Annotated in this window: 14 protein-coding genes; 7 read left to right on the plus strand and 7 right to left on the minus strand. The window is 63.8% G+C overall.

Annotated features, from left to right (window positions below):
- Positions 1 to 28: 28 nt before the first annotated feature.
- The 3 genes from crtI to PAB09_RS12005 all read right to left on the minus strand — a co-directional run bounded on the left by crtI (position 29) and on the right by PAB09_RS12005 (position 4069).
- Complete coding sequence (gene crtI, locus PAB09_RS11995; RefSeq protein WP_271033869.1) at positions 29 to 1624, minus strand: phytoene desaturase family protein; 1596 nt, start codon at positions 1622 to 1624, stop codon at positions 29 to 31.
- Between the two features lie 49 nt (positions 1625 to 1673).
- Complete coding sequence (locus tag PAB09_RS12000) at positions 1674 to 2498, minus strand: phytoene/squalene synthase family protein (protein ID WP_271035391.1); 825 nt, start codon at positions 2496 to 2498, stop codon at positions 1674 to 1676.
- Positions 2499 to 2824: 326 nt separating this feature from the next.
- Positions 2825 to 4069 carry an acyltransferase family protein gene (locus PAB09_RS12005; protein WP_271033870.1) on the minus strand — a complete coding sequence of 415 codons (1245 nt, stop codon included), beginning with the start codon at positions 4067 to 4069 and terminating at the stop codon, positions 2825 to 2827.
- A gap of 288 nt (positions 4070 to 4357) precedes the next feature.
- Here PAB09_RS12005 and PAB09_RS12010 point away from each other — a divergent pair, with 288 nt between their 5' ends.
- Positions 4358 to 5572, plus strand: coding sequence for a DUF3068 domain-containing protein (locus tag PAB09_RS12010; protein ID WP_271033871.1), 1215 nt, complete (start codon positions 4358 to 4360; stop codon positions 5570 to 5572).
- A 7-nt stretch (positions 5573 to 5579) separates the two neighbouring features.
- Positions 5580 to 7097, plus strand: coding sequence for a hypothetical protein (locus PAB09_RS12015; protein ID WP_271033872.1), 1518 nt, complete (start codon positions 5580 to 5582; stop codon positions 7095 to 7097).
- Positions 7098 to 7135: 38 nt separating this feature from the next.
- Here PAB09_RS12015 and PAB09_RS12020 read toward each other — a convergent pair whose 3' ends face one another.
- Entirely contained in the window at positions 7136 to 8269 is a 1134-nt protein-coding gene (locus PAB09_RS12020) for a glycosyltransferase family 4 protein (RefSeq protein WP_271033873.1), read from the minus strand.
- A gap of 50 nt (positions 8270 to 8319) precedes the next feature.
- Between PAB09_RS12020 and PAB09_RS12025 the strand changes: the two genes are divergently transcribed.
- Positions 8320 to 9108 (plus strand): class I SAM-dependent methyltransferase, encoded by a 789-nt coding sequence (locus PAB09_RS12025; protein ID WP_442873674.1) that lies wholly within the window; start codon positions 8320 to 8322, stop codon positions 9106 to 9108.
- 140 nt (positions 9109 to 9248) lie between these two features.
- Here PAB09_RS12025 and PAB09_RS12030 read toward each other — a convergent pair whose 3' ends face one another.
- From PAB09_RS12030 to PAB09_RS12040, 3 genes are all read right to left on the minus strand, one after another.
- Positions 9249 to 11078: a phosphoenolpyruvate carboxykinase (GTP) gene (locus PAB09_RS12030; RefSeq protein WP_271033874.1), complete on the minus strand. Its 1830-nt coding sequence runs from the start codon at positions 11076 to 11078 to the stop codon at positions 9249 to 9251.
- A gap of 427 nt (positions 11079 to 11505) precedes the next feature.
- Complete coding sequence (locus tag PAB09_RS12035) at positions 11506 to 11853, minus strand: hypothetical protein (RefSeq protein ID WP_271033875.1); 348 nt, start codon at positions 11851 to 11853, stop codon at positions 11506 to 11508.
- 5 nt (positions 11854 to 11858) lie between these two features.
- On the minus strand, positions 11859 to 13178 hold the full coding sequence (locus tag PAB09_RS12040; RefSeq protein WP_271033876.1) for a hypothetical protein: 1320 nt from the start codon (positions 13176 to 13178) through the stop codon (positions 11859 to 11861).
- Positions 13179 to 13520: 342 nt separating this feature from the next.
- On the opposite strand from PAB09_RS12040, the gene trmB reads away from it, so the two are divergent.
- The 4 genes from trmB to PAB09_RS12060 are packed head-to-tail and all read left to right on the plus strand — an operon-like array spanning position 13521 to position 18509.
- On the plus strand, positions 13521 to 14297 hold the full coding sequence (gene trmB / locus PAB09_RS12045; RefSeq protein WP_271033877.1) for a tRNA (guanosine(46)-N7)-methyltransferase TrmB: 777 nt from the start codon (positions 13521 to 13523) through the stop codon (positions 14295 to 14297).
- A gap of 2 nt (positions 14298 to 14299) precedes the next feature.
- On the plus strand, positions 14300 to 14956 hold the full coding sequence (locus PAB09_RS12050) for an NYN domain-containing protein (RefSeq protein WP_271033878.1): 657 nt from the start codon (positions 14300 to 14302) through the stop codon (positions 14954 to 14956).
- Positions 14957 to 14965: 9 nt separating this feature from the next.
- Complete coding sequence (locus PAB09_RS12055; RefSeq protein ID WP_271033879.1) at positions 14966 to 17395, plus strand: MMPL family transporter; 2430 nt, start codon at positions 14966 to 14968, stop codon at positions 17393 to 17395.
- Between the two features lie 28 nt (positions 17396 to 17423).
- Positions 17424 to 18509 (plus strand): lysylphosphatidylglycerol synthase transmembrane domain-containing protein, encoded by a 1086-nt coding sequence (locus tag PAB09_RS12060; protein WP_271033880.1) that lies wholly within the window; start codon positions 17424 to 17426, stop codon positions 18507 to 18509.
- The last annotated feature ends 100 nt before the right edge of the window (positions 18510 to 18609 follow it).

The following is an 18609-nucleotide window of genomic DNA, read 5'->3' on the forward strand; positions in this document are numbered from 1 at the left end:
CCTGTCCAAGAGGGTGGCTCTTGTCATTCTATTTGTCAAGTGACGGTTTCAATGGGCCACCGCTTGTGTCCCCGCGGAGGCGCTTGATCACGTTTTCCGCGGAAATCAAGCACATGGGAACACCGACGCCGGGTACGGTAGTGCCTCCGGCATAGTAGAGTCCCTCGACTTTTCGGGAGGCATTGCGTCCGCGCAGGAAAGCGGACTGTTTAAGGGTATGGGCAGGCCCGATGGCGCTCGCCGACCACGAGTTATAACGTTCGGCAAAATCGGCTGGGCCGATGGTCTTTCGCACCACGATGCGTTCTTTGAGATCAGGCACGCCAATCCACGAGGCGATCTGGTCAACGGCGGCATCGGCGATCGCGGCAATCCGCGGGGACTGTTCCCGGTAGGCACTACCGAATCCTAGGCTGGCATCGGCGGGCGCGGGGATGAGCACGAACAGATTCTCACAGCCTTCCGGGGCGACCTCGTCATCGGTGGCCGAAGGCTTGGAGATGTAGATAGACTCCGAGACCCGCAGCGGGCGGGTGGGCTCGGTGCCCTCGTATACCGCGCGGAAGTCCGCGGACCAGTCGCGCGAAAACAGCAAGGTGTGGTGGAGCAGCTCGGGAAGCCTGCCCTTGACCCCCAGCAGCAGCAACACGGCAGACAGCCCTGGGTCGCGCTGCCCGAAATAGCGTTCGGGGTAGGTGCGCAGCCCCTTCGGGAGCAAGGCATTTTCGGTGTGGTGCAGATCAGCGGCGGAGACCACCACGTCGGCGGCGATGCTCTTTTTCACTCCGTGCGAATCCACCACCTGCACTCCCGTGGCCTGCGCCTTTCGCTTTCCTTGCCGCTTGGTGGTGCTAATGGCTAGGACCTCGGTACCCAGCTCGAAGCGTGCCCCGGCGTTGCGGGCTTGCTTCTCGATAGCCGCGACCAGCGCGTTGAATCCGCCCTGTGGGTAGCGCACCCCCTCCACGAGGTCGGTGTGGCTCATCAGCGAGTACAAGGCGGGCGCGGACTTGGGCTGGGAGGATAAAAACACCGCCGGGTATTGCAACACCTGGCGCAGGCGCGGATCGGAAAAGGTCTTGTCAACGTCGTGCTGAAGACTGGTGGTCAGCAGAGTAAACAGCAGGGAGAGATTCGCGAGCACGTCCCTGGTGGCCATCGTTCGGGGACCAGAAAAAGTGGTGTAGAGGAAGGAATCCAATGAGATTCGGTAGATCGTAGAGGACCGCGCCAGGTAGTCGCGCACCGCGGATCCCGCGCCTGGCTCGATGGATTCGAATAGCCGGGCCACGTTGTCGACGCCGGTGGAAATGTCGATGTAGGCCGGGTCCGTCGGGCCGGAATAGACCCGGTAGGCCGGAGTCAGGTCGGTGAGCGTGAGCTCGTCGTGCGTGGAGGTCCCGCACAATTCGAAGAAGTGGTCGAAGGCCTCGGGCATGAGATACCAGCTTGGGCCGGTGTCGAAGCGGAAGCCGTCTACTTCAAGGTTTCCCGCGCGCCCGCCGGTTACCTCCAGCTTGTCGACCACCGTGACCGCGTAACCTTCCCGGCCGAGCAGTGCCGCGGTGGCAAGTCCCGCCACACCCGCGCCGATGACCACGGCCCGCCTGTCTTGTTGGCGCATGTTCTCACACCTCTTTTTCATTGCGTACAATTGTCATAAAAACGTGGAGCTAGCAGCGTGCGGCCTTAGCCAGGAGCAGGAGTTTTCGCGCGGCGGGCACGCTCACCCGGGCAGTGAGCACCTCGCGCGCGGGACGCTGGTCAATTCGGTCGGTCAGCTCGCTAAAAAGGTCGGCGGCCGCGCGCACGCCCCGGCGGGCGTCGTCGGGAAGCAGCGGGATGACCGCATTCGCTACGGCCAGATCGTTGCGGATATCGGCGATGAGTTCGGCCTTGATGGCGTCGTCAAGCACCCGGCCGGACAGGGCCGGGAAGTACGTGCGCCCCAACACGGTGGTGTCCTCGGAGATGTCGCGCAAGAAGTTGACCTTCTGGAATGCCGCTCCCAGCGCCCGCGCCCCCTCATCGAGGCTCGCGCGCGTGGCCGGGTCGAGGTCCTCCCCGGCGACAAAAATGGCAACGCACAACAGGCCGATAACCTCGGCCGAACCGTAGATGTAGTCGTCAAAGTCACGGGCGTCATAGCTGCGTTGGGTGAGATCGCCGCGCATGCTTGTGAAAAACGCCCGCACGTGGGCTTCCTCGAAGTGGCAGCGCCTGGCCGTGATGGCATAGGCATGCACGATGGGATCGGTGTGGAAGCGCCTACTCGGGGCCTCGATAATGAGGCGCTCGTAGTCATCGAGGGCTCCCGCGATTGCATCGGCCGCTCCCCCTGCGGCCTTGGCGGTGCCGTCGACGATCTCATCGGCGATGCGCACAACCGCATACAGGTTGCAGATATCCGTGCGCACCCGCGCGCCGAGGAGCTTGGTCGACATGGCAAAGCTGGTGGAATAGGAAGTGATCACTGCCCGCGCGGCGGCGAAAGACATCGCATCAAAGCGCGCAAGGTAGTCCGTATCCTCGCAAGGGTCCGGTTCAAAGGGCTGAAGGGTTGTCTTCTTTCGCTGGCGAGGCTGACCGAAGGCATAAGGCCGAGGCAGTTTCATGAACACCTTCTTGTATCCAAGCAGCGAATCTAACTGTTCCAGCTTAGAGGTTCCCCGCCCGGGGAAGAATCCGCGAGCGCCATCGAGCGGAATTTTCCATCCTTTTTGGGGGAGCGCCACCGCCGAAGCCCGGCGCGCTGCCAGAAAGCGTTGCCCTTGCCGCAGGCGTTGTTACCGCGCCGCACGCTTACCGACGCCCACCGGCCTCGTCAAGCGCTTGCGGCCGCCGCGCCCAGTCTCGAACGTAGGTAGGCGCGGATCCAATCCCGGGCTGGTTTTTCCACCCACTCGTAGCTGATCCAGGCCACCACGATGCTGAGTGCGACGGTGAGGACGGCAACGACGACAAAGTCGACGATCGAGCCGCTAAACAAATTGATTCCTGCCACGGGCAACACAAAACTGAGCACGGGCAGATGCCACAGGAAAATCGAGTAGGACCACGTGCCCACCTGCACCAGCGCCGGGGTCGACAACAGGCCATACCCTTTGCCGAAGCGGCGATGCCCAGGATCGGAATCGGGCCGTCCCAGGCCGTAGGGCACCAGCAGCACGGCCGCAAACAGGGTGCCGCCGAGAATGCGGCGCACGAACTCCAAGGGGCTTGGGTGGACCAGTCCTAAGGGACCAAACCACTCCTGCCCCGCCACCCAGCAGATCACCGCCGCCACCGGCCACGCCACCCGACGCCACCACGCGGGCACGGTAACGCGGCCCTCCAGCTCGGCCACGATCATCCCGACCGCAAACCACGGCAGGTAGCTTAGCGGGTAAATCTGAAAATTCACCCCGGCAAACGTCTGTCCCGCGTCATTAGTTGTGCCCGGGTCCGGCCAGGGTGTGCCCGCCCACGCAAGCCCCAGGCAACCGAGCGCGAGCATGAATGCTATCCGCCGCCGGCGCCCTTGATCACCCGCCGAACCCGCGCGATGTGCGAGACGATAAAGCACCGGCAAGGCAACATAAAAGGCAACCTCCACGCTGAGGCTCCACAGGTGGGTCAGTCCACCCGCGAGATGATCGGGGAAGTAGATCTGGGTGAAGGTAAGCGTCGTTAAGCCTACCTGCGGCGAGGTACCGAAAGAAGCCGGAACCAATGCCAAGGAAACCGCAACCAGCACCCAATAGGCGGGCAGAATGCGGGCGGCGCGGCGCAAATAGTAGCCCTCGCGGCGAAAATTGCGCCACAAGAGGAAGGCGGAAAGGGCAAAGAAGATCGCGACGAAGTAGTCGAAGCGGGCCACGATCGCGCCGAGCACGCTGCGCTGCGATAACCCGGTTTGAAAGCCCACGTGGGTAATCAGCACCCCGAGTGCCGCCACCGCGCGCAAGCCCTCTAGCTGCGCAAGAAAGCGCGGCGCGGCGGTAGTGGGCACGACGTGTCCTCGCAATCGATCATCGGGGGCTTGAGCATTGGTGCGGCGCAGCCACCCTTGCCCGCCGTGACGTCCCACGAGTGACGGTGATGTCGCGCGCGCCTGCTAGCGTGGGTAGCGACGCTACTGCAAAGGCAGGTGGCATCTGGCACGATTCTAGCCCATGCCCACCAGCCTACAGTGGAGGTGTGGTTGGGCAAGCGGTATCCGCGGGTAGCCGGCTTAACCGCACAGCCGTGGTGGAACTACGGGTCGAACAGCGCTTCTGCAGCGCTGTGACATGCTGCGATAGGTGCAGGTGGCGTGCTAAAGAAGAAAAGACATGGGCCATAAAGGACCCAGAGAGGACCCGGAGGAGGACAACCAGTGCGAGGACAATCGGTCTGGATCCATCGTGCGGCGATCATCGGCGCCTTCGTCATTCTCGCGCTGTCTTCGCTGGTCCCCGTGCTCGTCTTGCAGTCCATCAAGCCGATTCCGGTGGACACCTCGCGGACGGTATCCACCGAGCCCGCGCAGACAAAGATGTATGACGCGGCAGCCCAGTGCCCCGAGGACGCAGCCCGCAACTGTTATGTGGTGGATACCTTCTCCAGCCTCAAGCGCACCCTGCACACGAGTGCCTCCGAGAAAAAAGACGAGGTCAACCTGGAGGTTGTCGAGAAGCTGGCGCGCTTGGAGTCGCCCACACCGGACGAAGCAGCAGCTGCGGGCACGGGGGCTGCGCCACCTGCGACCACGGAGACCGCGGAGCCGGATGAGGCGGCCTTCGACGACGCGGAGGCGCTCATCGAGGTCGAGGACTCGCTGCGGTTGATTCGCCATTCCACCTACCCCGTCGTCGACAACGTCTCCCACCTGAGTCTGGCCGCACCCACCGCGGGACTAGACATCCAGACCGGTGATTTTGCCCGCGGTGGATTGCAGTATTTCTTCCCCTTTGAGACCGAGCGCCGCTCCTATCAATACTTCGATGTGATCGCGCAGCAGTCCGCCCCCTTGGATTATGTGGGGATGGAGGGCGAAACGTATGTGTTTACCCAGACCATTCCGGCGGTCAGCCTTCGGGAGGCGGTGACCCGCTCCTTTACCCACCCGGCCGATCTGTCCGATGAGCCCGGCGCGCAGGCCGGGGCTTCCGGTTTGTCCGAGTCCGAGCGCTCCCGGGTAGACGCGCTGCAGGTCACAGGCGCGGCAAGCCAGTTCTATGCCCCCGGCGATAACGCGCCCACGGGCACGGTCGTCCTCGATCCCTATTACGCTGCAACCCGCACCTTGTGGGTGGAGCCGAAGTCCGGAACCATCGTCAACCAGGTCGAGGACATGTTCATTTTCCTGGCACAGAATCAGGACGAGGCCAACGCCACCGTGGCCGCTGGCGGCGATGATTACCGCACGCTGCTGCAGACCTCCCTGGCGTGGGATTCGGCCACCCGGGAAACCGCCTGGGCGCAGGCCCATCCGGTGGTCGCTGCGTTGAATAATCTCAAGCTAGCCACCTTCATCGCGCGCGTATGCGCCGTCATTGTGATGGTCTTCGGCCTCGTGCGTTTCAACCGCGTGCGCGTGCGTAAGGCTTAATGTACCGATGCTCAACGACGTCCCACCGCGCCACCTAGGACTTATCGCCTATGGTGCCGCGCTCGTCGTAGCACTCCTGTGGGCGCTTGTTTTTCCCGGCTGGCTGAGTCTGCGCGACATGCAGGTCATCGACCACCCCGCCTTGAGCCTTGCCAACTTCGGATTCGGCGCCACCCCGGCGCGCAACGCCCCGCAGGACGGGGTGCTCGCCGTGGTCGGGCAGGTCGTGCCCGCAAGCTGGGTTGTGCGCGCGCTGCTTGTAGCCACGGCGGCTGCCTGTGCCTGGGGGTGCAGCCTGATCGGCACCACCACCTGGGGCAAGGCCGCCGCGATGACCGTTGGAGTGTATAACCCCTTCGTCATCGAGCGCCTCCTCCAGGGCCAGTGGTCGCTTGCGATCGCCGCATGGCTTTTGCCCGTTATCGCCGCATCCAAAAAGCACCCGCGCCTGGGGTGGCTGGCGCTGTGGGTGGCGAGCCTGACCCCGACCGGGCTGCTGCTCGGCCTCATCACCGCGCTTGTCACCGGCACGGCACGGCGGCGCACGCTCGCCATAGGCGTGGCCTGCTCCGTGCCGTGGTTGCTGCCGAGTGTTCTCGCACCGCCTGCCGCCCTGGGGACCAACGTGTTCGTCGCGCGCGCCGAGCATGGCGTGGGTACGCTGGGGTCCCTGCTCGGCCTGGGCGGAATCTGGAATGCGCAGGCATCGCTGCCCTCGCGTGAGGCGGGCTGGGCCCGGTTCGGCGTGGTCCTTTTTGCCTTGCTGGCTACGCAGTTCCGACGCATCCCGCGGGCACTGGTTCTTCTTGCCGCAGGCGGGCTTGCGGCCTGCCTCTTTGTGACCTTCGGCCCCACTGCCTGGCTGGTGTCCACTATCCCCGGCGCAGCCCTGTTTCGCGATAGCCACAAGCTCATCGCGCTCATGATCCCTGCGCTCGTGGCGGCCGCCGGGGCCACCGGTTGCGCCACTGGGCAGCCGTGGCGGCGTCGTCTGCTGCCGGCGGCGGTGATCGTGGCTGCGCTTGCCCAAGCCCCGGATGCTCCCGCCCAACTGGGGGCACTGAAGCCCGTGTCCTCCGCCGCTTTTGCCGATCATGGGATGGATACCCCGCGGAAGCTTTCGGGCACCGCGCTGCTTGTGGACCCGACGGTCGTCAGCATCGACTCCCGCGTCATGCTCAACCCCTGGTTGAAGGCCACCGAGTGCCTCGATTCCGGCCAGCTCATCGTCGACGGCCAGCCCACCGAGGCCCCCAACCCCGGCTACGTTGCTGCACGCAGGGCCTACGACGACCAGGACTTTGACACCTTGAGCGATATGGGCGTGGCGTGGGTGATCCACAACGGCCAGGTGCAGCCGGTTCCCAAGGAAGGCGCCACGGATTCCTCCTCCGCACCCCGCCCCTGGCAATGGTGGCTGGGGCTTTCCTTGAGCCTTGCGTGGCTTCTTCTCGGGGTCCTGCTTGTTTCCCCAGCAACCAGGACGATCGCACGCGAGGGGGATCGTTCATCCCAGCGCCCTTAGGGGTTGGTTGTTCCACCCTTTTCGCAGCCAGATGGGGGCTAGTTTTGAGGCCACATCTTCCCCGCCTGGTTTTTTCCGACGAGGCTTTCGAGCAGGTCAGCAAAGCGGGTGCCGGTATCCGCCCAGGAAAACTGTGCGGCGCGCTCGCGGGCGGCAGCGCCCATGGCACGGCGGCGGTGCTCGTCGGCAAGCAAACGCGCAACCGCAGCCAACAATCCGGCAGGGCTATCGACCACGACGCCGGTGACGCCGTCGACGATCGAATCATTGAGCCCGCCGGAGGCGCGATACCCCACCGTGGGCACCGCGTGCTGCGCGGCCTCGATAACAGCCAGGCCCCACCCTTCTTTTCGGGAAGGCATCAGGTGCAAAGAGGCCGCCGCCAGCAGGGCGTGCTTGTGGTCTTCTGCGACCTGCCCGTGGAAGATCACCCGGTCCCCGGCGCCTTTCCGGGCGGCATACTCGCGCAGCTGATCCTCCCACCAGCCGGAACCGATGATGTCCAGCACCACCCCGTCAAGCGCACAGGCCACGTCGATGGCGTGCTCGATCTGCTTATGTGGCACCAGGCGGGAAAGGGTGACCAGGTGGGTGCGGCCGTCGTCGGCAAGCCTGGGAACGAAGGCGGGAATCGGATCCACTCCGTTGCGGATGATGGTGATGTCGCGCTCACGCACGCCCAGCGCGACGAGTTCGCGGCGACTGGGATCGGAGACGGTGACATAAGGCGCGCCCCGATAGGCGCGCGGGGACACCTTCGATTCCAGAAACCACCCGATGCGCGCCAGCACCGGCCCGGCCACCGGCCACTGCTCCCTGTGGCAATGGTGCGTCAGCAGCACCGTCGGCCGCCTGGCAAACCAGCGGGCGAAGAAAGGGATGCCGTTTTGCGTATCCACCACCACGTCGACCCCGGCGAGCGTGCCCAGCCCCAGCCTTCCGGCCAGCATCGCCAGCGCCGCTTTCGGGTAGACGCTGAACTTGCCGCCGCTGCGGGAATAGCGCACGCCGTCGCGCATGCTGCGGCGTGGGGCGTCGGTGTGCCCGGCGGTGCGAAAGATCACCTCGTGGCCCTGGCGGGCAAGGTGCTCGCCGACGCGCTCAAGGTAGCGTTCGCTGCCCCCACCTTGCGGGTGGGTGGAGTCGCGCCAACACAGCAGTAGAACTTTCATCAGGTACTCCAGCCTAACCGGGGCACGTGCAGCGGGTAAAATTCATCTCCGTGTCCGCCACCCGCCCTTTCGTCTTGCCCGCGACCCGCACGCTTGCCACCCTGCGTCGCTCGCTGAGCCTACTGTGGAGTTTCCGCCACGAGCAGCCACGCCCCGACCTCTTTTACACCGGGCTGGCCCGCGACACCCGCGCGCTGATTGCCAGCCTGCTTGCCGACGCCACCGGCCGCACCCTGTCCGGCATTCGCATCCTCGACGTCGGCGGCGGCCCCGGCTATTTCGCCGAGGAATTCCGCAACCACGGCGCGAGCTATATCAGCGTCGAACCCGACGTCGGCGAGATGGCCGCGGCCGGAATCGCCCTTGCTTCCTCCATCCGCGGCGACGGGATGAACCTCCCCCTGCGCGACCGGTGCTTCGACATCGCCTATTCCTCCAATGTCGCTGAACACATCCCTCGCCCCTGGGACATGGGCGAGGAGATGCTGCGGGTCACCAAGCCGGGCGGGCTGGTTGTCTTGAGCTACACCATCTGGTTGGGGCCCTTCGGCGGGCATGAGACCGGGCTGTGGCAGCACTACGTGGGCGGCGCCTTCGCCCGCGATCGCTACACGCGCACCCACGGGCACCCGCCGAAAAACGTCTTCGGCACCTCGCTTTTCGACGTCTCCTGCGCCGCGGGCCTTAAGTGGGCACGCTCCGTCGCGCATGAATCCCGTGCCGACATCGTTGCCCTGATCCCGCGCTACCACCCCTGGTGGGCGTGGTGGATGGTCACCGTCCCCGGGCTGCGGGAAATCTTGGTCTCCAACTTGGTGATCGTGCTGCGCAAGAAATAGCCCTGTGACCTCGCTTCTTGAGCCAGGTCACGGCAAGCAAAAAACCGGCGATGCATGTCAGTCTGCATCGCCGGTTTTTTTCTGTTGAAGCGAGACCCTTAAGGTGGCGCCGCCAGTCGCGGTTGGCCGATGGGACCTACTTAGGCCTGGGCTGCCTCAACACGCTTGCGCAGAGCAGCGAACTGCTCGTGGACCTCAGCCGGGACCTTCGGGCCGAGGAACTCCAGGTAGTTGGCGTTATCCTCGAGGTCGCCCGCCCACTGCTCGGCAGGTGCGGTCAAAGCCTCGCGGACATCCTCGATCGGGGTGTCCAGACCCTCAAGGTCCATGTCCTCGGCACGGGCGGTCAGGCCCGCGATGGTCTCCTCGGCCTCAACCTTGCCCTCGAGGCGGTCGACGATCCACTTCAGCACGCGAGAGTTATCACCGAAGCCCGGCCAGAGGAAACGGCCGTCATCGCCGCGGCGGAACCAGTTGACGAGGAAGATCGGAGGCATCTTGTCGCCGCCGCGCTTGCCCATGTCGATCCAGTGCTGCAGGTAGTCACCGGCGTTGTAGCCGATGAACGGCAGCATAGCCATTGGGTCGTGGCGCAGGGCACCGACAACGCCCTCGGCGGCGGCGGTCTGTCCCGAAGCCAACAGAGCGCCGACCATGGTGCCGTGCTCCCAGTCGTAGGTCTGGGTCACCAGCGGCACGGTGTCGGGGCGACGGCCACCGAACAGGATGGCGTCAACCTTAACACCCTTCCAGTCATCGAACTCAGGAGCCGTGGTCGGGCACTGGGTCAGGCCGACGCAGTAGCGGGAGTTCGGGTGCGCGGCATCCACGCCGGACTCCGGGGTCCAGTCGTTGCCGCGCCAGTCGACGAGGTGAGCCGGGGCGTCACCGTCCATGCCCTCCCACCAGATGTCGCCGTCATCGGTCAACGCGACGTTGGTGTACAAGGTGTTGCCCGGCTCTAGGGTCTGCATTGCGATCGGGTTGGAGGCGTAGTTAGTACCCGGGGCAACGCCGAAGAAGCCGTTCTCCGGGTTGACAGCGTAGAGGCCATCCTCGCGCAGGTGTAGCCATGCGATGTCATCGCCGACGACCTCGGACTTCCAGCCGGGGATGGTCGGGGTCAGCATTGCCAGGTTGGTCTTGCCGCAAGCAGACGGGAAAGCAGCGGTGATGTGGTACACCTTGCCCTCCGGGGAGGTCAGCTTCAGGATGAGCATGTGCTCAGCCATCCACCCCTCTTCCTTGGCCATGACGGAGGCGATACGCAGGGCGTAGCACTTCTTGGCCAAGATGGCGTTTCCGCCGTAGCCGGAGCCGTAGGACCAGATCTCCTTGGTCTCCGGGAACTGGGTGATGTACTTGGTGTCATTGCACGGCCACGCGACATCCTCCTGGCCCGGCTCCAGTGGAGCGCCGACGGAGTGCAGTGCGCGGACGAACTCACCGTCTGCACCCAGCTTCTCCAAAGCCGCGGAACCCATGCGGGTCATAATGCGCATAGACATAACCACATATGCGGAGTCAGTCAGCTGCACGCCCAGCTTCGGGTTCGGATCATCGATCGGACCCATGCAGAAAGGAACGACATACATCGTGCGGCCACGCATGGCGCCGGTGTAGGCCTCGGTCATCTCGGCCTTCATTTCCTTCGGGTCTGCCCAGTTGTTGGTAGGACCTGCATCCTCTTCCTTCTCGGAGCAGATGAAGGTGCGCGACTCAACACGAGCAACGTCGGAAGGGTTAGAGCGTGCGAGGAAGCTGTTCGGACGCTTCTCCTCGTTGAGGCGCAGTAGGGTACCTGCCTCAACCAATTCTTCTGCCAGACGGTCCCACTCCTCCTGAGAGCCATCTGCGAAAACTACCTTCTCCGGCTGGAAGAGCTCTACGGCCTCAGCGATCCAATTCAGCAGTGCTTCGTTCTCGGTTGGGGCTGCGCCTTCCAGCCCCTTGATGGCCACGTTGGACATCGAATCTCCTGACATATTTTCACGTGTCTGTTTGCGGGTGAATACATCAATCACAGTAGCTTTAAGCCGACTCCAATTGAACAAGCTTTTAGAGACTCACGTCACAAAACTAATCTACCTGCAATTTACCCCCACCACTTCGGCTGCCTTTACCACCAAATCCACGAAAACTGCGGTATTTGATACCCAATTCCGGGGGTAATAATTGGTGCATGTCTATTAATTCACATCCCTTATTGGACGATTCGGGCGCAATCGATTGCCAACACGTTAATGCAGTTATTCGCAGGATTTGCAATGTGCACCAGGGCACACTTTTGACTGATTTTTACAAGATTGTGAATGTTTGCCCGAAAAACGCACACGTGGGCATCCAATAGGTGGGATTATCCCCCACGACAACCCAACCCCTAGCACCTCATCTTCCTCACGAACCCCAATCGCCCAGCCGCTCCGCGGGACTTATTGAACCCGGCTTTTCCCGCGACACCGACTCGCCTGCCTCCTTCGTCTCAGGCCCAGCGGCGGTATATCCTGCCCAGCGGGCCAGCTCTCCTGACAGGAAAACATGCTCGGCCATGCGTCCGTCATTGCCGATGGCCGCGATGCGATCGATCACCCCGTCGAGATCATCGTCGTGGAGCACCACCACCCCGTCACTGCCGTAGTAGGTGCCAGGGATCAGTTCACCGAGACCACCGGCGTTGGCCCACCGCGCAAGCAGTTCCGGCAGATCCTTTACATCGGCACCATCAACAGGTAGGAGTTCGTCCATAGGCCTTAACCCCGCCCCTCGCACCGTTTCGGGAGGGCGGACAACACGCTGACTCGCGCGCCGAGCTCCCCTGCAATCTCCGCCGCCAGCTGCGTGCGGCGCACCCGTTTTGCCTGCATCAAACGCACACCTGCCAGGACAGCGCCCACCACGATAGCCACCGCCGGCCACACTCCCACGCGTATGAGACCACCGGCGACCACCCCAGCCACCACCACGGACATACATGCTTCAACGACCCCGGTGCGCCAGGAGCGAGGAATCTCCAGACTGCGTGCCAAATGTCGCAGGTGCCGTTCCGGCAGACTGACCAGCACCTTTCGGCGCCGCAGAAGCATATGATGCTTGGCCACTCCCACGGCCTGCCCGGATTCCGATAGGGGAGATACCGAAGCGGCCCGCAGTACCGGTGTCTTCGCCTTCAAAACTTGATCGACCACGTCGTAGAGGTCCTTCGCGCTGTAGCTTTCTTCTAGAAGGACATGCGGTAGCTGCCAGCTCGAGGGCAGCCGGGCGGTGACAAAGACGATCCCGGCGCGCGCCACCGCTTCTTTCAGCACCTCTTTGTCCGCCGACCGCCAGCCCGTTGCGGGAGCGACGGCGATGATGACGTCGACCGGTGACAGGGGGCTTACCATCTCCCCCAGCTCCCGCGCCCGCGCCACCCACGAGCCCCGACACCGCTTGTCGGGACTGATCACGGAAACGCGAAGCGGCACCGGCGCGGGCAGGAATTCGCAGGCCGGAAGCCCGGCGTGGGGGAAACGCTGACGCAAGGCCGCAACCTCCCCAGCCAGCCTAAGCAGGCGGACCTGCTCGATGCGCGCTGGGTCGATCCCCTCTACCACCTCGCGCAGCGCGCCAACGTCCGCGCCGCGCAGGACCTCCTCTTCCACGACATGGAAGTAGACCGCGGACTCAGCATGGATACCGCGCATGCGCGCGCGGGCCTTGGCGTCGACGATGGATCCCTTGTCAACGGTTGCACTCCACCCCACCAAGACCACGTCCACCGCGTGGGTGAGCACCGGCCACGAGACAGCAACCGGAAGCCAACCGGGTCCTAAATCCGGCAGCTCGAGTGACTCCGCGACGGTGCAGGCGCCAACGCGCACCGGGCCTGCATGACACTGCAGGATCTTTGCCAGCTCCACCGCGGCGGTGCGGGCCTGGATGACGCCCGGATCCATGGGCTCACCCACGACACCGGCGTGACCTGCGTTGTGTGCGGGCAAAGATTCCAGCCAGCCGAGCAGCGCCGGGAATGCTCCGGCACCGGCCACCGGGGTGTGCGCATCCCGTGCCACATTGTCGATATCAGCCACGCAGTGCCTCCTCCTTGAATTTCGGTCAGCCCCTTTCGGCACCGTGCCACCTCGTCTTCCCAAACCAACAGCAAACGCTGCGGCCGGGTCTAGGAAAGCGGGCTTATCCAGGCTGCAACTAGAAAGGAATAGACGCGCAAGCTTCCTGCCCGGTTCCCTCGTGCGTGAAACTTGTCGAAGAAGCCGGTGGGAAAGGCGCGCAGGTGCGCGTCGGAAAGCAAAAGGCTCCTTAATGAAGGGCGTAGCTTTGGCAGACCCTGCTTCACATATTGCTCAAAGCAAAGCAGCAGAAACAGGAGACCCATATTGAACAAATCCCAGCAAACAGGCAGAATGGAGGCGATGTCTATTCCTGATAATTCCCAAAAGACCCACGTAGGAGACCTGCCCAAGGGCCGTCCCCTGCAAACCGATTTCAACGCCGAATTCGGCAACGACCTCGACTACCCGCGCCTGGGCACCGTTTCCTTCCGCCGTGGCACCCTCACCGACAACCAGGAGGCGCTCTGGGAGGAGAACTGGCCGACGCTCGGCACCGTGCTTTCCGACGACAAGATTGACGTCGACGCCTGGTTCGGGCGCAGCGGCGCCAAGACGATCCTGGAGATCGGCTCCGGCACCGGCACCTCCACCGCCGCGATGGCACCGTTCGAGGCGGATACCAACATCATCGCCGTCGAGCTCTACAAGCCCGGCCTGGCCAAACTGCTCGGCGCGGTCGTGCGCGAGGGCATCACCAATATCCGCATGGTGCGCGGCGACGGCGTCGAGGTACTCACCCGCATGTTCGACGAGGGATCTCTTGACGGCGTGCGCATCTACTTCCCGGACCCCTGGCCCAAGGCTCGCCACCACAAGCGCCGCATCATCCAGTCCGGTGTGCTCAACCTCATCGCCACCCGGCTCAAGCCGGGTGGGGTACTGCACGTGGCAACCGACCATGCCGACTACGCCGAGTGGATCAAGGAGCTCGCCAACGTCGAGCCGATGCTGGAGTACATGGGCTGGCCGTGGCCGGAGTGCCCGCAGCTGACCGACCGCCAGGTCATCACCAAGTTCGAGGGCAAGGGCTTGGATAAAGACCACACCATCAACGAATTCCTGTGGAGGCGCAAGTAATCATGAGCGACTACCAAGACGATCAATCGGCCCTCGCCAGCGACACCCTGCTATTGGTGTGGGACGCGCCGAACCTAGACATGGGCCTCGGTGCAATCCTCGGCGGGCGCCCCTCGGCCGCACACCGACCCCGCTTCGACGCCATCGGCCGGTGGCTGTTGGCCCGCGCCGGCGAACTGTCGCACAAGCAAAACCTCCACATCGAGGCCGAGGCCACGGTGTTTGCCAATGTCACCCCGGGTGGCGCGGAAAACGTTCGCCCCTGGGTAGAAGCGCTGCGCAACATCGGCTTCGCGGTGTTCGCCAAGCCGAAGCTGACAGAGGATTCCGACGTCGACCCGGACATGATCGAGCACATCTTGCTACGCCACTCCCAAGGCGTTCTGCGCGGTGTGGTCGTGGCCTCTGCCGACGGGCAAAACTTCAAGGAAACCTTGGATAAGCTGGCCGCCGAGGGCGTGGCCGTGACGGTGGTGGGCTTCCACGAGCATGCCGCATGGGCGGTCAACGACGAGAATCTCGTCTTTGTCGATCTGGAGGAGATTCCGGGCGTATTCCGCGAGCCCTTGCCGCGCATCAGCCTGGATTCGCTGCCTGATACCGGTGCATGGCTGCGCCCGTTCCGCCCGCTTACCGCACTGTTGTCTGGCCGCGCATAGGAGTAGCCCATGTTCTCCACCTGGGGAGATTTCGCCTACCGCCATCGGCGTATCGTGCCTTTGGCCATCATCCTGGCCATCTTGGCGCTGTACGGGCTCTTCGGACTCAAGCTTGCCGACCGCATGAGCCAGGAGGGCTGGGACGATCCCGGCTCTTCGTCGACGCAGGCCGCCACGATCGAGCAGGAGACCTTCGGCCGCGATAATTCTGGCGATGTCATCTTGCTGTTCAAGGATGAAAAAGGCATCACCACCTCGCAGCAATTTGACGCGATCAGCAGCTACCTCACGCAGCTTGCCGCCGATCACCCGGCTCAGATTGATTCGGTGACCAGCTACTTCGACAAGCGTAACCCGAACTTGGTCTCCGAGGACGGCACAGTCGCCTTCGCCGCCGTGGCGCTATCCGGCGACGGCGAGCAGACGCTCAGGGACTTCCGCATCATCGAAGACGATCTCTACCCTACCTTCGACGGGGTAGAGGTTCAGGTTGCCGGCGCCACGGCGGTTGCCGACGCCCTCGACGAGGGCATGGCGGGTGATATTCACCGCGCGGAGATCTATGCCCTGCCCGCGGTTGCGGTGCTGCTGCTCATCGTCTTCGGTTCGGTGGTCGCCGCCTTCATGCCGCTGATCGTGGGCGGGTTGTCCATCCTGGGCTCGCTGGGTGTGCTGTCCATCCTCGCCGGGGTCACCCAGGTCAATGTGTTCGCGCAGTCGGTGGTCACCCTGCTGGGCCTGGGTCTGGCCATCGACTACGGACTTTTCATGGTCTCCCGCTTCCGCGAGGAGCTCGACCAAGGCCGTAGCGTGCCCGACGCCGTTCGCTTAACGACGGCCACGGCCGGCAAGACCGTGGTATTTTCCGCGGCGATGGTGGCGGTGGCCCTGTCCGGGCTGCTCGTATTCCCCCAGGCATTCTTGAAGTCCGTGGCCTACGGCGCGATCTCCGCGGTGGGCCTGGCGGCCCTGCTGTCCATTACCGTGCTGCCCTCCCTGTTCGGCCTGTTGGGCCACCGCATCGATGCTCTGACCGTGCGCCGGACCAGCCGGGTGGGCAAGCGGTTGGAGGATACCTGGTGGTACAGGATGCCGCAGTGGGCGATGAAGCACTCCACGGTGGTCACCGTCGCCATCGTCGCTGGCCTGCTCGCGCTGTCGGTGCCCCTCGCGGGCGTGAAGTTCGGCGGCATCAACGAGACCTACTTGCCACCCAACAACGCGGTGCGCCAGGCTCAGGCCACCTTCGACGAGCAGTTCCCCACCTTCCGCACCGATCCCATCAAGCTGGTGGTCACCGGCGCCGACAACGCGCAACTGGTGGAGGTATTCAACCAGGCCAATCAGGTCCAAGGCCTCACCAGCCGCTTCCAGGCATCCTCGGCAACCCAGGACGGGACCACCGTATTATCCGCGGGCATCGCCAATCGCGAGGACAACGAGGAGGTCGTCGAGCAGTTGCGCGCCATCACCGTGCCGGAGGGCGTCAACGTCTACATCGGCGGCACCCCCGCGCTGGAGGTGGAGTCTATAGAGGCGCTGTTTGAGAAGCTGCCCACGATGGCGATCTACATCGTTGTGGTCACCTTCTTATTGATGAGCCTGGTGTTTGGCTCGATGATCCTGCCTGCCAAGGCCATCATCATGACGATCCTGGGCATGGGGGCCACACTCGGCGTGCTCACCGCCATGTTCGTCGACGGCGTGGGGGCAGGCCTGGCCAACTTCACCCCGGGTCCGCTCATGAGCCCGGTGCTCGTGCTCATCATGGCGATCGTCTACGGCCTGTCCACCGACTACGAGGTGTTCCTCGTCTCCCGCATGGTGGAGGCCCGCGACAACGGTGAGTCCACCGACGAGGCCATCAAGTACGGCACCGCGCACACCGGCGGCATCATTACCGCCGCGGCGCTCATCATGATCGTAGTCTGCGGCGCCTTCGGATTCTCCGAGATCGTCATGATGAAGTACATCGCCTTCGGCATGATCTTCGCCCTGCTCTTCGATGCCACCGTCATACGCATGCTGCTCGTGCCCGCCGTCATGCACCTGTTGCGCGAGGACAACTGGTGGGGGCCGCGCTGGGTCAAGGCCGCCAGCGCACGGATGGGGCACAATTCCCACGCCAGCGCGGTCGTGCCCGCCCCCGCACTGGTGGCTGTCGGTGCCGAGGAAGCCACCTTAAGCCACGGCAATCCTTATGAGTCCGATACCACCCGCATCCACCCCGTGGCCGCCGATACCTCTCAGGCGGCGGCGAGCGACGACGACACGGGGGGCGTCGGCAAGCACGACATGGCCGCAGAAACCCCGATCGAAAAGGCCATGCCCATCGAGGAAAACGTGGCCAGCCGCGGCGGACGAATCGCAACCGAGGACAACGAGCTAGTACCATTTAGTGAATTAATCAAACGACTGAATGAAGAAAAGCGCAACTAGCAGCGCAAAGCAGTAGAAACGTGGTGGCATGGCGATACTTCACAACCGATGGGTCCGATTCTTCGGTCCCCTGGTCATCATCGCCATCGCCGCCTTTTTGCTGCGCGACCAGATGCCCTTCCTTGCCGAGGGCTACCACGATGTCCTCGCCGCCGACACCTCCTTGACCATCGCGGCCTTCCTCGCCGTCTTTTGCTCCATCGTCGCCATGGCTGAGGTCATGCGCAGCCTGCTCACAGTCGGCGGGCACCCCGTGCGCTTAAGCAAGGCGCTGCAGCTGACGCTGATCGGCAACGCATGGTCCACCACCTTCCCCGGCGGCGCGGCCATCTCCACGGTGTACCAATACCGCACCATGCGCAATTGGAACGTCAGCCTCGTGGTCAGCTCCTGGTTCATCGTGGTCTCCAGCGCTTTGTCCACAGTCTGGCTCATCGCCCTAGGGCTTGTGTCCATCTTCTTCCTCAACGCCAACTTCTCGCTGGCACCGCTGCTCGGCTCGGCCACCATCATGATCGCGCTGGCGATGGCCGTATTCTGGGCCACCAACCACGCCGGCAAGACGGAAAGGATCGCCCGCGGCTGCCTGCGGATCTTCAATAGACTCACCCGGCGCGAACCACACCGCGGCATGGAGTCCCTGCACAGGCACATCGCCCAGCTGGATGCCGTTGACTTAAGCTTCGGCCGCTTTTTGTGGGTGGCTACCCTGTCGCTGATGAACTGGCTGCTCGATATCGCCAGCCTCTGGCTGTGTATCTGGGCCGTGACCGGGGTGATGCCCGGCTTCGAACGCCAGCCCGACTCCACCACTGTGCTTGGGGTGACCTTGGCCTTTGTTACCTCGAAGATCGTTGGCACCGCGCAGATCACCCCGGCGGGGCTCGGCCCGGTGGAGGCCGCTTTCACCGGCTCTCTCGTGGCCGTGGGCATGACCGCCTCCAACGCCTTCGGCGCCGTGTTCGTCTACCGCATCCTCTCCTTCGCCCTGATTACCGCCATCGGCTGGATCGTCTACTTCATCGACACCGCGCGCGGCGGCGTCACCGTCGTCGACGCGCAAGACCCCCATGGGCCCACCGCCGAGGCAGCGCAGGCCCCACAGGCAAACTAAGACGTAGATACTTCCCGCCCACCCCCGCCGGACGAGAAAACCGCCGGTCGGGCTATCATCAGGGGGCGGGTACCTGCCTGCTTGGATCAATTCTTTTAGG

The organism is Corynebacterium sp. SCR221107, from assembly GCF_027886475.1.
In the GTDB taxonomy this organism is placed as follows: Bacteria; Actinomycetota; Actinomycetes; order Mycobacteriales; family Mycobacteriaceae; genus Corynebacterium.

Bases quoted from the DNA above. Each gene is read 5' to 3' on its own strand.
- crtI (WP_271033869.1), bottom strand. From the start codon at position 1,624: ATGCGCCAACAAGACAGGCGGGCCGTGGTCATCGGCGCGGGTGTGGCG.
- PAB09_RS12000 (WP_271035391.1), bottom strand. From the start codon at position 2,498: ATGTCTTTCGCCGCCGCGCGGGCAGTGATCACTTCCTATTCCACCAGC.
- PAB09_RS12015 (WP_271033872.1), top strand. From the start codon at position 5,580: ATGCTCAACGACGTCCCACCGCGCCACCTAGGACTTATCGCCTATGGT.
- PAB09_RS12020 (WP_271033873.1), bottom strand. From the start codon at position 8,269: ATGAAAGTTCTACTGCTGTGTTGGCGCGACTCCACCCACCCGCAAGGT.
- PAB09_RS12030 (WP_271033874.1), bottom strand. From the start codon at position 11,078: ATGTCCAACGTGGCCATCAAGGGGCTGGAAGGCGCAGCCCCAACCGAG.
- PAB09_RS12035 (WP_271033875.1), bottom strand. From the start codon at position 11,853: ATGGACGAACTCCTACCTGTTGATGGTGCCGATGTAAAGGATCTGCCG.
- trmB (WP_271033877.1), top strand. From the start codon at position 13,521: ATGTCTATTCCTGATAATTCCCAAAAGACCCACGTAGGAGACCTGCCC.
- PAB09_RS12050 (WP_271033878.1), top strand. From the start codon at position 14,300: ATGAGCGACTACCAAGACGATCAATCGGCCCTCGCCAGCGACACCCTG.
- PAB09_RS12055 (WP_271033879.1), top strand. From the start codon at position 14,966: ATGTTCTCCACCTGGGGAGATTTCGCCTACCGCCATCGGCGTATCGTG.
- PAB09_RS12060 (WP_271033880.1), top strand. From the start codon at position 17,424: ATGGCGATACTTCACAACCGATGGGTCCGATTCTTCGGTCCCCTGGTC.